Here is a 14602-nt window from a genome sequence, read left to right on the forward strand (position 1 = left end):
CTATCGCGGCTTCAATTCCCGAGTATTTCTTTCAGCCGGGCGGTCAGCGCTGCCCGGTCGAGCGAGAAATTGACGTCGATCCACTTTTCCTCAAGGCTTTTCAGCACTTCGCCCACCTTCGGACCGGGCGCCACGCCTGCGGCCATCACATCAGCGCCACTTATCGGAAAGCCGGGTTTCTGGAACTTCTCCGCCCTTGCCAGCAGCGTCGAAAGACGTGCGACCTTCTGCATGGCCGTGTCGCCGGCCGAAAGATCGGCACGGGCGGCGGCAAGTGCGAGTTTCAGCCGCACCTTCACACCTTCGACGCCCTGACGATAAAGCAGCCGGTCAAGCGCCGTTTCCTTCATCTCGGGGTCAGCCGCCGGAGCCGAAGCCCAATGGGCAAGATAACCCGCCTCGGCCTTGGACAGCCTCAGCCGCGCCGCAAGGGCGGCCATCCTGTCCCTGTCTGGCGGCACGATGGCGGCAAGCCGCAGCATCGGGTCCACCGCCCAGCCGAGAGCCTGCTCCGTCGCCACCAGCCCGTGAATGGCATCGATGCCCCATTTTTCCGTTTCGGGCAGAATTTCCGTAAGAACGCCCGATTGCCGCATCCACAAAAGGGCGCGGGAAGGGTCTCGGGCGGAAAGCAGCTTTTTCAGCTCACTCCACACCCGCTCGGCCGAAAGTGTCGCCAGCTTGTCCTTGGCCCGCGCGCTCGCCCGCAAGCCATCGGCATCAGGACGACCGGAACCATAGTGGGCGAAAAAGCGGAAAAACCGGAGAATCCGCAGATAATCTTCCGAAATCCGCATCGCCGCTTCGCCGATGAAGCGCACGGTGCGGGTTTCAATATCGGGAAGACCATCGATGAGGTCGATGATCTCGCCCTTTTTATCGGCGTAAAGAGCATTGATGGTGAGATCCCGCCGCTCGGCATCGGTCTGCCAGTCGGTGCCGAAAGCCACCTGCGCGTGGCGGCCATTGGTTTCGACATCGCGTCGCAACGTCGTCACCTCGAAACCTTCGCCATCGATCACCAGCGTTACCGTGCCGTGTTCGATGCCGGTCGGCACCGCCTTGATCCCCGCAGCCTTCGCTCGCGCAACCACCACGTCAGGGGTGAGCGTCGTCGCCATGTCGACATCGACGACCGGCAGGTCCATCAGCGCGTTGCGCACCGCGCCGCCAACGATCCGCACCTCGCCGCCATCGGCATTCAGAAGCGTAAAGATGCGCTTCAGCGCCGGTTTTTCAAACCAGTCCCGCCCGGCAAGGCTATTCATGTATAAAACCTCTCGTAAATCGTTCGCACGATGCCCGCCGTAATGCCCCAAATATAGCGTTCGCCATAGGGCATTTCGTAGAAAAACCGCTCCTTCCCCTGAAAGATGCGGCTGCCACGCCCGTGATTGGCCGGGTCCATCAGAAAGGACAGCGGCACCTCGAAAACCTCATCCACCTCAGTGGGATTAAGCGTCAAATCAAAGCCGGGGCGGACGACTGACAGCACCGGCTTGATGCGAAAACCAGTCCCGGAAATATAATCCGGCAGCCGTCCAACCGTCTCCACGAAAGACCGCGAAAGACCGATCTCCTCTTCCGTCTCGCGCAGCGCCGCCTCTTCCGGCGTGCGGTCTTCGGCATCGATGCCGCCACCGGGAAAGGAAATCTGGCCTGAATGCTGGCGCAGGGTTGCGGTGCGCTGGGTGAAGATCACCCGCGCATCGTTGCCATCGTCGATAACCGGTATCAGCACTGCGGCATCCTTCAGCCGGATGCCGTTGCCAGACAGCACCACGCCCGGATTGAGCACGTGGTCGCCATTTTCCCGCTCGGCCACGCCCTCGCCTTCCTGCAGCACCCGGCGGCGGAAATCGGTGGCGGTAAAAGCCTTGAGGCCCGTTGTCATCATCGTCATTGTGAAAGCCGTTCCAGTTCCTTGGCGGGCATCACCGGAAAGATCACCCCGCCCGAGCGCACCGCAAACATGTCGACGCCATCCACGTCGATCACCTCGCCGAGCGCCGCGAGATCATACATCACGGCCCGTGAGACGAGCGCCTCCAGCCGGCCGCGCACCAGAAGATAGGGTTTCAATTCGCGGTTTTCACCGAAAATTTCAAAGCGCAGCGGATGCTCCGGCCCCGCCTCCACCACGTCGCCGACATTGGTGCGAAAGGTCAGCAGGGATTCGCCATCCGCACCAGCCGCAGTCACCGTCATTTCCACGGCGACGAAGGGTGCATCCACCACCCGGATGCCGACTTTTTCCACAGGAGTTACAAGATAGGTTTTACCATCCTCATCCTTGCGCAAAACCGTGGAAAACAGCCGCACCAGAGGTGCCCGTCCGATGGGCGTCCCGAGGTAGAACCATGTGCCGTCAGCACGGATTTCCATGTCGAGATCGCCGCAAAAAGGCGGATTCCAGCGCTCCACCGGAGCCGGCCCGCGCTTGGCATCGCCGCTCTGTTCGGCGGCGCGGGAAATCATCGCCGCAAGCCCCGCCGCATCATCAGCCGAATTTATCGTCTCCGCTGCCATATTCGAGTCTCGCTTTGCCGATAAGGAAATACTAAGTCACGACATAGTCATTCGAATGGCGCTTGTCAGCGGCCAAGAGAGCAATAAGCTAGATGCAGCGCAAAATCTGCCCCGGTTGGCAACCAGCAAAACCGGGATGCGAATGTGATAGCGGCGAAGGTATGAGGAGAGCGACATGGGCGTGATGAATACCGGCGAAACCCTCGATGAAAAGGCCATCGTCGCCTCGGCCGAAAAGGCGCTTTCCGACATTGCGGCCATCCGCACGGAGGTCTCCAAGGTCATTTTCGGCCAGGAAAAAGTAGTGCAGAACACGCTTCTCGCCATCCTCTCCGGCGGCCATGCGCTGCTGGTCGGCGTTCCAGGCCTTGCCAAGACAAAGCTCGTCACCACGCTCGGCACCGTGCTTGGGCTGGATGCCAACCGCATCCAGTTCACGCCGGACCTGATGCCTTCGGACATCCTCGGTTCCGAAGTCATGGATCAGGACGAAAACGGCCGCCGTTCCTTCCGTTTCATCAAGGGTCCGATTTTCGGCCAGCTGCTGATGGCCGATGAAATCAACCGCGCCAGCCCGCGCACGCAGTCCGCACTTTTGCAAGCCATGCAGGAATATCACATCACCATGGCCGGCCAGACCTATGAGCTGCCGAAACCGTTCCACGTTCTCGCAACCCAGAACCCGCTGGAACAGGAAGGCACCTATCCGCTGCCCGAAGCCCAGCTCGACCGTTTCCTGCTGCAGGTCGATGTCGGTTATCCCGAGCTTGCCGCCGAACGCCAGATCCTGCTCGACACGACGGGCACCGCCACCGGCGAAGCACGCGGCGTGATCGGTGCCGAGCGCCTGATGGAAATCCAGGCCCTCATCCGCCAGATGCCGGTCAGCGACAAGGTCGTGGACGCGATCCTTTCGCTCGTCCGCTCCGCCCGCCCCGGCCATGGCAACAAATTGACCGACAAACACGTTGTCTGGGGTCCGGGCCCGCGCGCCGGCCAGTCGCTGATGCTGACGGCCCGCGCCCGTGCGCTCTATGAAGGCCGGCTCGCCCCGTCGCTGGACGATGTCCATGCGCTCGCCGAACCGGTGCTGGAACACCGCATGGCGCTGACCTTTGCGGCTCGCGCCGAAGGCATGTCGGTGCGCGATGTGATTGCGGCCCTCGTGGAGCAGGCGAAGAATTAAAAGACGCGTGCCTAACCTTTCGCGAAAGGAGTGCCTGTGGCATCCATCGGCCAGATCGTAGACAAGACGCCGGGTAGCGAAGTTCTGGCGCGCGCGCGCCAGCGTGCCGCACTGGTGCCGGACTGCATGGTCGAGGCAAAACGCATCGCCAACACCGTCACCGCCGGCTGGCACGGCCGCCGCAAACGCGGCATCGGCGAAAATTTCTGGCAGTTCCGCCCCTATGCCGAAGGCGAAAGCCTGTCGCGCATCGACTGGCGGCGCTCAGCCCGCGACGACCATACCTATGTGCGCGACCGGGAGTGGGAGGCAGCCCACACCATCTGGCTCTGGGCCGACATGTCGCCGTCGATGATGTTCAAATCCACCCTCGGCTCCGTCTCCAAGGAAAGCCGGGCGCTGGTGCTGATGCTGGCGCTGGCGGAAATCCTGGCGCGCTCTGGCGAACGCATCGGTTGCCCGGGCATCATGGAGCCGGTCTCGGCCAGAAACGCCGCCGAACGGCTGGCCGCCGCCATCATGCACGCGCCGCTGACCACGGGCATGCCGGAAACGGGCATGATCCGCGGCGCGAGCGACATTGTTCTGATTGGCGATTTTCTCGATGATGCGAAAAACGTGATGGAGCGGATTTCGCCTCTGGCGCGACGTGGCCTGCGCGGCCATGTGGTGGAAATCGCCGATCCGGCCGAAGAAACCTTCCCCTATTCCGGCCGCACCGAGTTTACCGATCCGGAAACCGGCGAAAAACTGGTTTCCGGCCGCGCCGAGACCATTCGTGAGGATTACACCCGCGCCTATCTCGCAAGACGCGAGGCGCTGTCCTCGTCGCTGCGCCGTCTCGGCTGGAACTTCGTCTTCCACCGCACCGATCATCTGGCTTCCGAGGCGCTTGTGGCCGTTCACATGTATCTTTCCGGCGCGCCGGCACAGGGCAGTGGGCACCGATGAGCGCATTGCCTTTCGTCTTCACCAGCCCCTACATCCTCTTCGGCTTGCTGGCGCTACCCGCCATCTGGTGGCTGCTGCGGCTCACCCCGCCGCGCCCCAAGGCGGAAGTGTTTCCGCCGCTGAAGATATTGGCGACGGTGCTGAAACGCGAGGAAACACCGTCGAAAAGCCCGTGGTGGCTGACCCTTTTGCGCATGGCGCTTGCCGCCGCCGTGATTTTTGCGCTGGCCGATCCGGTGGTGAACCCGCGCAATAACAGCATCGCCGGCAGCGGCCCGCTGGTGCTGGTGGTCGACAACAGCTGGGCCGCCGCGCCCGACTGGGAAAGACGCGTGGCCACCGCTCAGGCCCTGATCGGCGATGCGGAGCGGGCCGACCGCCCCGTCTCCATCAGCTTCACCGCCGATGCCGAACATGATGCCGTATCGGGAACGACAGCCGTGGCGCTGGAAAAGCTCGCCGCCGCCAAGCCGAAACCGCTGATGCCGGACCGCGTGCGCACGGCCGAAGCCATCACCGAGGCGCTGAACGGCACGACCCCCGGCACGCTCGCTTATCTTACCGACGGTGTTCAGACCGCGCAGGATGAAAACGCGATGAGAACGCTTGCCAGCCTCTCACCCGCCGAATTCCGCATCGTGAAGGGCGACGGCAAGGCCATCGCCGCCATCACCGGCGCCACCAACAATGCCGATGCGATGAGCGTCACCCTTTCGCGGCTCGACACGGCCGAAGCCGCCCGGCTGACCGTCAATGCGCAGGACAGCCAGGGCCGCATTCTCGCCAATGGCACTGCCAGCTTCGCCCCCGGCGAGGCCGAAACAACCGCAACGGTGGAAGCCCCCTTCGAACTGCGCAACGATTTCGCCCGCCTCTCCCTCGAAGGCGTTTCGACGGCTGGTGCCGTGCATCTGCTGGATGACGGTTTCCGCCGCCGCCGCGTGGCGCTGCTGGCCGGCGAAACCGGCAATGATTTCCAGCCGCTGCTGCAGCCACTTTATTATATCAGCCGCGCGCTTCAGCCTTTTGTCGATCTCATTCCGCAGCGGCAGGCCGATCTGGCGCAGGCAATCCCGGAAATCCTGCAATCCAATCCGTCGGTCATCGTCATGGCCGATATTGGCCGACTGCCACAGGAAACCTATGAGCCGATGCAGCGCTGGCTTGCAGCCGGCGGCACGCTGATCCGTTTTGCCGGTCCGCGCCTTGCAGCGGCCCCGGCCGACGATCCGCTGGTGCCGGTGACGCTCAGGCAGGGTGAACGCGCGCTTGGCGGCGCACTCTCCTGGGCCGAGCCGCAGCCGCTTGCCGATTTCCCGAATTTCGGCGCTTTCGCCGGCATGCCGAAGGCCGATGGCATCCTCGTCAAACGCCAGGTTCTGGCCGAACCGACACCCGATCTGGCTGAACGCACCTGGGCAAGCCTTGCCGACGGCACGCCGCTCGTCACCACCCGCACTGTCGAGGCAGGCCGCATCGTGCTCTTCCATGTCAGCGCCGAGGCGAGCTGGTCCGACCTGCCGATCTCAGGCCATTTCGTCGATATGCTGCGTCGTATCGTGCAATTGTCGAAAGCGGGCGGCGCTTCGGCTTCCGCCAATGCCCCGGCCGCAGCCCTGCCCCCGTTCCGCCTCTTGACAGCCGAAGGCGCTCTGTCTGCCGAAATCGGCACTGCCCGTCCGCTGGAAATGCGCGCCGGCCAGCCACCGCGCACCGGTTTCGACAATCCCCCCGGCCTTTACGGCACAGAGGACGGTTTCGTGGCTCTCAATCTCCTGCCCGCAGGTGCGACGCTGCGCCCGCTCGAGGCATCCGTCGCAGGTGTCAACACCACCAGTGAAGCGCTGATCGGCGAAACCGCGAAATCGCTGCGCCCTGCTTTGTTCATCGCCGCCTTCCTGATGCTGATTGCCGATAGCCTGATCGTGCTCTTCATGAACGGCGCCTTCGCGCGCCTGCCGAAAGCCCGCAGCGCGACAGTTGCCACCCTGCTGCTGGCGCTTGGCGCCTTTGCCGCCATGTCGCCAACCGACGCCCGCGCCGACGATCCAAAACCCGGCGACGAGCAGATTTTCGAGCGGCTGGACACCACCCATCTCGCTTATGTCCGCACCGGTGAGGATGATGTCGACCGCATTTCCGAGCAGGGTCTCCAGGGTCTCAGCGAATTCCTGACCTGGCGCACCACGCTGGAACCCGGTCAGCCGGTTGGACTCGATATTTCCAAGGATGAATTGTCCTTCTATCCGATCATCTACTGGCCGGTTTCCGCCACGGCACCCATGCCGTCAAGCGCCGCGATTTCGCGCATCGACGCCTATATGCGCGCCGGCGGCACCGTGCTGTTCGATACGCGTGACCAGTTCTCTTCGCTCGATACCGGCGCGACCAGCCCTAACGGCGAACGCCTGCAGGCGATCCTCGCCAATATCGATATTCCGCCGCTGGAGCCTGTGCCGGAAGACCACGTTCTGACGCGGTCCTTCTATCTGCTCACCAATTTCCCCGGCCGTTACAATGGTTCGCCACTCTGGGTGGAATCGCGACAGGGAGCCGCCAAGACCACCTCGGGCCTCTCCTCTTCCGGCGATGGCGTGACGCCAATCATGATAACGGGCAATGATTTCGCCGGCGCCTGGGCCGTCGATCCGCAGGGCGCGCCGGTTCTGCCCACCGTACCCCCGGACGAGATGCAGCGCGAACACGCCTTCCGCTCCGGCGTCAACATCATGATGTATATGCTGACCGGCAACTACAAGGCCGATCAGGTCCACGTTCCCGCACTTCTCGAACGGTTGGGGCAGTGACATGACATTGACCTTCTCCCCATTCCTGCCGTGGATCGTGATCGCCGTTCTGGCCGTCGCCGCTCTTACGCTTTCCTTCATCGGCCTGTGGCGTGGCGTGCGCGGCGCATGGCTGCGCGGGCTGGCGCTCGCCGCCTTGCTGGCTGCCATCGCCAATCCGCTTCTGACGCAGGAGGAACGCGAGCCGCTTTCCACCATCGTGCCCGTCATCGTTGACCGCTCGCAGAGCCAGGACGTACAGGACCGGCCGCAAATGACCGATACGGCGCTGGAGACGCTGAAAGACCGGCTCTCCCGCTTCCCGCGCATCGAACCGCGCATCGTGGAGGTGCGCGACGATGGCGAGAGTGATTCGCCCTCGACCCAGCTTTTCTCGGCCCTTTCCTCCGCCGTTTCCGATGTCTCGCCATCCCGCGTCGGCGGCGCTATCTTCCTCAGCGACGGCCAGATTCACGATATCCCGAATGCCCTGCCCAATGCCCAACAGGCGCTCGGCTTCCGCGCGCCCGTGCATGGGCTGATCACCGGCAAGGCCGATGAATTCGACCGCCGCATCGAGATCGTCCGCGCCCCGCGCTTCGGCATCGTCAACGAGGAACAGCAACTGACGCTGCGTGTGTTTGATGACGGCCGCCCCGCCGGCGGCGGCGCTGCAGAAGTGACCGTGAAGATGAACGGCGAAGAAATCGCCACGCTTCAGGCCACACCCGGCCAGCCGACGCCGTTCAGTTTCAAGGTTCCGCGTGGCGGCAACAATGTCATGGAATTTTCCGTCGCCGAGCTTCCCGGCGAAGTGACTGCTGCGAACAACCGCGCCGTTCACCTGATCGAAGGCATCCGCCAGAACCTGCGCGTGCTGCTCGTCTCCGGCGAGCCGCATGCCGGCGAACGCGCCTGGCGTAACCTCCTGAAATCCGACGCCTCGGTTGATCTGGTGCATTTCACCATTCTGCGCCCGCCGGAAAAACAGGATGGCACGCCGATCAACGAACTCTCGCTGATCGCCTTCCCGACCCGCGAATTGTTTGTCGAAAAGATCGAGGATTTCGACCTCATCATCTTCGACCGCTACCAGCATCGCGGCGTGCTGCCGATCCTCTATTACGATTACATCGCCCAATATGTCGAAAAGGGCGGCGCGCTCCTGATTGCCGCAGGCCCGGAACATGCCGGTCAGGATTCGATCGCCATGACGCCGCTCGCCTCCGTGTTGCCGGCTCAGCCGACCGGTCAGGTGCATCAGGCGGCGTTCTATCCCCGCCTTTCGGAAGCGGGCAAGAAGCACCCTGTCACCCGCGGGCTGGATGGATCGGCCAACGAGCCGCCGCAATGGGGCCGCTGGTTCCGCACCATCAGCGTTGACCCGCCGCAGGGCCAGACCGTGATGCTGGGCGACGGGCAGGACCCGCTGCTGGTGCTGAACCGTCAGGGCGAAGGCCGTGTCGCCATGCTTCTGTCCGATCAGGGCTGGCTGTGGGCGCGTGGTTTCGAAGGCGGTGGCCCGCATGTGGCGCTTTATCGCCGCATCGCCCACTGGCTGATGAAGGAGCCCGAGCTTGAAGAAGAGGCGCTGACGGCGCGGGCCAACGGCCGCACATTGGAAATCACCCGCCAGACCATCGGCGACGATCCCGGTCAGGCAAGCGTGCGTTTCCCCTCTGGCAAGACCGAAAACATGGCCTTCACCACCACCGAGCCCGGTCTTTACAAGATCGAGCGCCGCATGGACGAAACCGGCCTGTTCGAAATCAAGAACGGCGATTTCACCACCCTCGTCCATGTCGGCGCGGTGGATGCGCCGGAGTTCAAGGCGATGATTTCGACGACTGAGACGCTGAAGCCGCTGGCCGACGCCACCAGGGGCAGCGTGCACCGTGTCGCCGACAATTCCGGCCGCATCGCGCTGCCGGATATATTGCCGGTGCGGGGTGACATCAGGGTTGCCGACGAGGATCGCATGCTGATACGTCTGACCGACGAGACGGTGCTGAAAGGCGTCAACACCCTGCCGCTCTTTGCCGGCTTTGCCGGGCTTGGCGCCCTGCTGCTTGCCTTCTCCGCGCTCTGGTGGCGTGAAGGGCGATAGAACCTTGGCAGTAGTGCAAGACTTTCCGCGTCTTGAACTGGAAAACGACAAACGGCCGCCGTCCGGCGTCCAGGAAAGAAAATCATGAATTTCGTTTTGAGCGATGTCGCGGATGCAGAAGCTGAAAAGGCCATCCGCGATCCGCTGGTGGCCTATAATATCGCCCGTTTCGGCGAAAGCGACAAACGCGAGCTCAATATCACCATCCGCGATGACGAAAACGCTGTGACCGGCGGTCTGGTGGGATATACCGGCCGCGGCTGGCTTTATGTGCAGCTTCTTTTCGTGCCGGAAACCATGCGCGGAAAGGGCACGGCTGCGAAACTGCTTGCGATGGCGGAGGAAGAAGCCAGAAAGCGCGGCTGCACCGGCGCTTACATCGATACGATGAACCCTGACGCCCTGAGAACCTACGAACGCTACGGTTTCACCAGAATCGGCTCGCTTGGTCCCCTTTCCAGTGGCCAGTCGATCACCTGGCTGGAGAAGCGCTTCTAGATTGCAAAAGCAGCTACGCCGCGATCCCCGATACCGCATTGTCGACCGTGCGGCCCATGGCCTCGCGAATTTGCTGGCGAAGCCACACGGCTCCCGCATCCGCATCGGTCTGCAAGGTCCAGACCATGGCGACCGGCGGGAAATTCAGCGTCACCGGCACCGGGCTTATTTCCAGTCCCAGCATCGGCGCATAACGCAGCGCGATGCGTGAGGACACGGTCGCCAGTACTGCCGAGGATCGCGCCGTTGCCAGCACCGAGAGGAAATCCGGCGCGGCTGCAACGACATCGATTTCCAATCCGCTCAGTTCCAGCGCATCCTTGATGCAGCCATGCAGGCTGTCCGTCTGCGATATGACCGCATGTTTGGCCCCCATATAGGCGTCCAGCCCGACGGGATTGGGCAGATCGAGCAGAGCCGGGTTGAAACAGCAAAGCACGCTGGAAGAATAAAGCGGCTCGCAATGATGGCGCTGCTCTTTCGAATAGGCACATCCCACGGCCATATCGATCACACCCGTATCCAGCATCGCGGTGATTTCCTCCTCCTGCCCGCTGCGGGCCAGAATGCGGATACCGGGCGCGATCTCGCGCAGCCGCGCCGTCAGGTCCGGCAACAGCAACAGTTCCACCTCGCTCGACATGCCCAGCCGGAAGGTGCGGCGCTCCGTCGCCGGATCGAAAACATCCGCCGTCAGCACCGCCGCCTGCGCCTGCCGGAGCGCCTGCCGCACTGGCCCGGCCAGGTTGAGCGCCCGTGCCGTCGGCTTCATCTCCTGTCCCACGCGGATGAAAAGCTCATCCTGAAACAATGTCCGCAGGGTGGAGATGTTGTGGCTCATGGCCGGCTGCTGGATTTTCAGCCGGCGCGCAGCGCGCGTGACATTCATTTCCTCCATCATCGCATCAAAGGCGATGAGAAGATTGAGGTCGAAGGAACGGAGATTGAAATGATCGATAGTTTGCATAAGTCACATCGATTTGATTGCTGGCCTCTCTACACTTAGCTGGAGTTCGGAAACTTTCAAGACGTTCCCCAAACTCAGGAGCCACCCATGCCATCACGTCGTTCGCTTCTCAAAGGCGCCGCCAGCGCCATCTTCGCCGCCCCTTTCGTTGCGCCCACCGTCGCATTCGCCAAGGCGCCCCTGGCCGCCACGCAGGCACCCGGCTTTTATCGGCTGATGGTCGGCAAGGTGGAAGTCACCGCCCTTTCGGACGGCGTCATTGCATTGCCACTCGCCAAAATCTACACCAATACGACGCCGGAACATGCCGCCAAGGTGCTAAGTGATGCCTTCCTGCCGGAAGAGACGCCCACTTCGGTCAATGCATTTCTCGTCAACACCGGAGACAGGTTGGTGCTGATCGATGCCGGCACCGGCACCTATCTCGGCCCAAGCCTTGGCAGGCTCGTCGCCAATATCGAGGCCTCCGGTTACAAAACTGACGAGATAGACGACATTGTCCTCACCCATATCCACACGGACCATTCCGGCGGGCTGTCCTCGAATGGCAAGCGTGTCTTTGCCAATGCGACGCTCCGGGTCAATGCGCGCGAAGCCGCCTTCTGGCTTGACGAGGCAAAGGCCAAGGCGGCCCCTGAAGCGCTGAAGAAGGGTTATGCCGAAGCGAAGGAAAGCATCCAGCCCTATATCGATGCCGGTAAATTCGAGACTTTCGGCGATAATGCCGCACCGGTCTCCGGTCTTGGCTCGATCCTTTACGCCGGCCACACACCCGGCCACAGCGCTGTTGTTCTGGAAAGCGACGGCCAGAAAATCGTCTTCTGGGGCGATATCACCCATGGTGATATCCTCCAGTTCGATGAGCCTGACGTGGCGATCGAGTTCGATGTCGACCAGAAAGCCGCCGTCGTGGCGCGCGATCTGGCGTTCAAACAGGCGGTAGAGGGCAGATATCTGGTGGCCGGCGCCCACATCGCTTTCCCCAGCATCGGCCATGTGCGCACCGACAGCACCAATTACGACTGGCTTCCGGTCAATTATACGACGCTGTAAGCGCAGAACAGAATGGCCTGATCGTGGATCAGATCAGGCCATCACCCTTGGCGGCAACTAAGTCAGCGCCACCTGCCGCGTTTCCGCATTGATCATCGTGGCCGCAATGGCAGCCAGCACCAGCAGCCCGGCAAATATGCCGATCGCGACACCAAAGCCCTGCGCAATGGCATAACCGAGTAGCGACGGCGCCAGCAGGCCGCCGAGCCTTGCCATGGCGCCTGCGGCACCCATACCGGTCGCCCGCGATTCCGTCGGGTAAAGCTCTGGCGTATAGGCATAAAGCGCGCCCCATGTGCCGAGCAGGGCAAAACTCATGATGAGGAGCGAGGCGGCAATCATCGCGCCGCCGGAAGCGAGCGTAAACAGCAGGCAACCAAGCGCGGAGAGCAGGCAGAAACCGATCAGCGTCGGCTTGCGGCCCCATTTTTCAACGCCATAGGCGGCAAGCGCGTAACCGGGGATCTGCGCCAGCGCCACCAGCACCAGAAATCCATAACCGCGCACAAAGCCGAAACCGTCGCCCGCCAGTTTCGCCGGCATCCAGGTGAAGACACCGTAGTAGGAAACGGAGACGAGAAACCAGATGGTGAGGATCATGATGCTGCGCTGCCGGAGCGCCGGCGAAAATATCCCCTGCCCCTTGGCCACATCAGGCTGGAAAAGCCCCGTCCCGGCATCGAGAGGCGCACGTCCATTTGTCACCAGCATACGGTTGACGACGGCCTTGGCTTCGTCCAATCGCCCGCTGCGCAGCAGGTAAAGCGGCGATTCCGGCACCAGAAAACGCAGGCCAAGACCAAGAACGGCCGGAAAAGCCGTCACGGCGAAAATATAACGCCAGGCATCGGCCACGCCGGCAAGGCTTGCACCCCAGGCCGCCAAGGCCACGATCAGCGTACCAACAGCCCAGAAGCCCTCAAGAAAGACCAGCCAGCGGCCGCGATTTTTGGCAGGCAGGAACTCCGCCATCATTGCATAATCCACCGGCAGCGTGCCGCCCACCGCCGCGCCAGTGAGAAAACGCAGGATGAGCAGAATGGTGAAATCGGGCGAAAATATCGAAAGCACACCGAACAGCGCATCACAGGCGACGGTGACGATCAGCACACGACGACGCCCATACCGGTCCGCCAGCCGCCCGAAACCGGCAGCACCGAGCAACATACCGAAAAAGAATGCCGTTCCGGTCTGCAAGGCCTGCGGCACCGTCAGGCCGAAGGTTGCGGCAATCGAGGCGGCGGTGAAACCAACCGCCAGAACCTGCATGGCATCCGCCGCCCAGACGAGGCCGAAAATGCCCATCAGCCTGCGCTGATAGGCGCCCGCACCCGCGCGCTCCAGCGCATCGTTCATGGTAATCGCCGTCATGCCCCGCCCCTTCGCAGTAATCGACTTTCACTAGCTATCGTATAGGGGGAGGAAACGGAATTGAATTCTGTGGAGGGAGACGCGTTGTTTCGAGACAGACCATCGGAAGAAGATTTTACCACACAAAAAGATGTGCACGGCAATCTCGATGTTTGCCATAGCGCGCAACGCCCCTTCCGTCATGCCGGACTTGATCCGGCATCCAGTCACGGCGCGTCTGCGCCGTGGGAAAAGTCCTTTCAGCCCAAAGACTTGGGCTGGCTGGATTCCGGCTCAAGGCCGGAATGACGGGGTTTATGTTGCACCAAAAAGCACAAAGCCCCTTCGGATACCCCCTCAGCCGTAAACCCTGAGCGGCTCCTCAAAACCCTCATCTTCCGCCGCGGCGGCCGGCATCGCAGCCTCGCATTTGCGCCAGCCGATCTTGCCCTTCAGCCGCTGATGCACGTCGTCACCAACAGGCACCACCAGCACCCGGTTCGGGTCGACCGGACCCGGAAAATCGAGCGCCGCATAAGCGACCTTCTCGAAACCGAGCGGCATGTAATAAGGCGGATCGCCGATCAGGATCACGGCTTCGGAGCCCTTCCGCCTTGCAGCCGCAATGGCGATCCGCACGAGTTCCCGGCCGATGCCCTTGTTCTTATGCGAAGGCCGAACCGCGAGCGGGCCAAGCATATGGCCCTTCACATCACCCGCCAGAACCGGCGTCATGCGCACCGAAGCAATCGTCTCGCCATCATCGGCGCAGACGAAGGACAGCGACCGGTCATGTGGCCCCTGCTCGCGGATGCGCGCTGCCGCACGGGTGTGCCGGCCGGGACCAAAAGCTTCTTCGTTGATGACTTCGATGATGGCGTCGTGCGACGCGTCCTCGGTGAGGTAGACAAGATCGTGCTTGGACATGAAGAGACCGAAACTTCCAGAATGCGGATGCGACAATAGATGACGGCTGCGCCGGTAAGGGCGTTCAGGAGCGTCAGCGTCGTCGGAGCATCCGTGGTTCGATCATAGTCAGCAATTTCCTCAGATTTGTGAAAATCGCAATTATCAGGAAAATTCAAACCCGTCCAGAACAAATCTTATGCCTGCCCCATTCAGCCCATGCAGGACCGGAAACGCATTGTTCAACGCCTTGCGGGTTCGCGGCGTGG

General features: G+C 62.3%; 13 protein-coding genes. 7 read left to right on the top strand and 6 right to left on the bottom strand.

Translation table 11 applies throughout. From position 1 onward, the window contains the following. Positions 1 to 11: 11 nt before the first annotated feature. The 3 genes from N434_RS03435 to N434_RS03445 are packed head-to-tail and all read right to left on the bottom strand — an operon-like array spanning position 12 to position 2529. On the bottom strand, positions 12 to 1268 hold the full coding sequence (locus N434_RS03435) for a CCA tRNA nucleotidyltransferase (RefSeq protein WP_110756078.1): 1257 nt from the start codon (positions 1266 to 1268) through the stop codon (positions 12 to 14). Continuing rightward, complete coding sequence (locus N434_RS03440) at positions 1265 to 1903, bottom strand: NUDIX hydrolase (RefSeq protein ID WP_080816253.1); 639 nt, start codon at positions 1901 to 1903, stop codon at positions 1265 to 1267. Before N434_RS03440 ends, N434_RS03435 begins: the two co-directional genes overlap by 4 nt. Continuing rightward, positions 1900 to 2529, bottom strand: a complete 630-nt coding sequence (locus N434_RS03445; RefSeq protein ID WP_110756080.1) for a DUF1285 domain-containing protein — start codon at positions 2527 to 2529, stop codon at positions 1900 to 1902. Before N434_RS03445 ends, N434_RS03440 begins: the two co-directional genes overlap by 4 nt. A 175-nt stretch (positions 2530 to 2704) precedes the next feature. On the opposite strand from N434_RS03445, the gene N434_RS03450 reads away from it, so the two are divergent. The 5 genes from N434_RS03450 (at position 2705) to N434_RS03470 (ending at position 10057) form a co-directional block, all read left to right on the top strand. Continuing rightward, positions 2705 to 3715 carry an AAA family ATPase gene (locus N434_RS03450; protein WP_110756081.1) on the top strand — a complete coding sequence of 337 codons (1011 nt, stop codon included), beginning with the start codon at positions 2705 to 2707 and terminating at the stop codon, positions 3713 to 3715. 36 nt (positions 3716 to 3751) lie between these two features. Further along, positions 3752 to 4666, top strand: a complete 915-nt coding sequence (locus N434_RS03455; protein WP_110756083.1) for a DUF58 domain-containing protein — start codon at positions 3752 to 3754, stop codon at positions 4664 to 4666. Continuing rightward, positions 4663 to 7473 carry a DUF4159 domain-containing protein gene (locus N434_RS03460; protein WP_110756085.1) on the top strand — a complete coding sequence of 937 codons (2811 nt, stop codon included), beginning with the start codon at positions 4663 to 4665 and terminating at the stop codon, positions 7471 to 7473. The genes N434_RS03455 and N434_RS03460 overlap by 4 nt, the downstream gene beginning before the upstream one ends. Position 7474: 1 nt before the next feature. Further along, positions 7475 to 9559 (top strand): hypothetical protein, encoded by a 2085-nt coding sequence (locus tag N434_RS03465; RefSeq protein ID WP_110756087.1) that lies wholly within the window; start codon positions 7475 to 7477, stop codon positions 9557 to 9559. Positions 9560 to 9643: 84 nt separating this feature from the next. Next, on the top strand, positions 9644 to 10057 hold the full coding sequence (locus tag N434_RS03470; RefSeq protein WP_065113892.1) for a GNAT family N-acetyltransferase: 414 nt from the start codon (positions 9644 to 9646) through the stop codon (positions 10055 to 10057). Positions 10058 to 10070: 13 nt separating this feature from the next. On the opposite strand, the gene N434_RS03475 is transcribed toward N434_RS03470, so the two are convergent. Then, the gene (locus tag N434_RS03475; RefSeq protein WP_110756088.1) at positions 10071 to 11024 is read right to left on the bottom strand and encodes a LysR family transcriptional regulator; all 954 of its coding nucleotides are present in this window, start codon (positions 11022 to 11024) and stop codon (positions 10071 to 10073) included. Positions 11025 to 11111: 87 nt separating this feature from the next. Between N434_RS03475 and N434_RS03480 the strand changes: the two genes are divergently transcribed. Continuing rightward, entirely contained in the window at positions 11112 to 12077 is a 966-nt protein-coding gene (locus N434_RS03480; protein WP_110756090.1) for an MBL fold metallo-hydrolase, read from the top strand. Positions 12078 to 12134: 57 nt separating this feature from the next. On the opposite strand, the gene N434_RS03485 is transcribed toward N434_RS03480, so the two are convergent. Next, positions 12135 to 13448 (bottom strand): MFS transporter, encoded by a 1314-nt coding sequence (locus N434_RS03485; RefSeq protein ID WP_110756092.1) that lies wholly within the window; start codon positions 13446 to 13448, stop codon positions 12135 to 12137. Between the two features lie 60 nt (positions 13449 to 13508). Here N434_RS03485 and N434_RS25475 point away from each other — a divergent pair, with 60 nt between their 5' ends. Continuing rightward, the gene (locus N434_RS25475; RefSeq protein ID WP_146227639.1) at positions 13509 to 13736 is read left to right on the top strand and encodes a hypothetical protein; all 228 of its coding nucleotides are present in this window, start codon (positions 13509 to 13511) and stop codon (positions 13734 to 13736) included. 48 nt (positions 13737 to 13784) lie between these two features. Here N434_RS25475 and N434_RS03490 read toward each other — a convergent pair whose 3' ends face one another. Further along, positions 13785 to 14354: a GNAT family N-acetyltransferase gene (locus tag N434_RS03490; RefSeq protein WP_110756094.1), complete on the bottom strand. Its 570-nt coding sequence runs from the start codon at positions 14352 to 14354 to the stop codon at positions 13785 to 13787. Positions 14355 to 14602 lie beyond the last annotated feature (248 nt).

The organism is Rhizobium sp. UGM030330-04, assembly GCF_003208455.1.
In the GTDB taxonomy this organism is placed as follows: domain Bacteria; phylum Pseudomonadota; class Alphaproteobacteria; order Rhizobiales; family Rhizobiaceae; genus Agrobacterium; species Agrobacterium rhizogenes_A.

Excerpts from the sequence above, each read along its gene's own strand:
- N434_RS03435 (WP_110756078.1), bottom strand. The coding sequence starts at position 1,268 with ATGAATAGCCTTGCCGGGCGGGACTGGTTTGAAAAACCGGCGCTGAAG.
- N434_RS03440 (WP_080816253.1), bottom strand. The coding sequence starts at position 1,903 with ATGACGATGATGACAACGGGCCTCAAGGCTTTTACCGCCACCGATTTC.
- N434_RS03445 (WP_110756080.1), bottom strand. The coding sequence starts at position 2,529 with ATGGCAGCGGAGACGATAAATTCGGCTGATGATGCGGCGGGGCTTGCG.
- N434_RS03450 (WP_110756081.1), top strand. The coding sequence starts at position 2,705 with ATGGGCGTGATGAATACCGGCGAAACCCTCGATGAAAAGGCCATCGTC.
- N434_RS03460 (WP_110756085.1), top strand. The coding sequence starts at position 4,663 with ATGAGCGCATTGCCTTTCGTCTTCACCAGCCCCTACATCCTCTTCGGC.
- N434_RS03465 (WP_110756087.1), top strand. The coding sequence starts at position 7,475 with ATGACATTGACCTTCTCCCCATTCCTGCCGTGGATCGTGATCGCCGTT.
- N434_RS03470 (WP_065113892.1), top strand. The coding sequence starts at position 9,644 with ATGAATTTCGTTTTGAGCGATGTCGCGGATGCAGAAGCTGAAAAGGCC.
- N434_RS03475 (WP_110756088.1), bottom strand. The coding sequence starts at position 11,024 with ATGCAAACTATCGATCATTTCAATCTCCGTTCCTTCGACCTCAATCTT.
- N434_RS03480 (WP_110756090.1), top strand. The coding sequence starts at position 11,112 with ATGCCATCACGTCGTTCGCTTCTCAAAGGCGCCGCCAGCGCCATCTTC.
- N434_RS03485 (WP_110756092.1), bottom strand. The coding sequence starts at position 13,448 with ATGACGGCGATTACCATGAACGATGCGCTGGAGCGCGCGGGTGCGGGC.
- N434_RS03490 (WP_110756094.1), bottom strand. The coding sequence starts at position 14,354 with ATGTCCAAGCACGATCTTGTCTACCTCACCGAGGACGCGTCGCACGAC.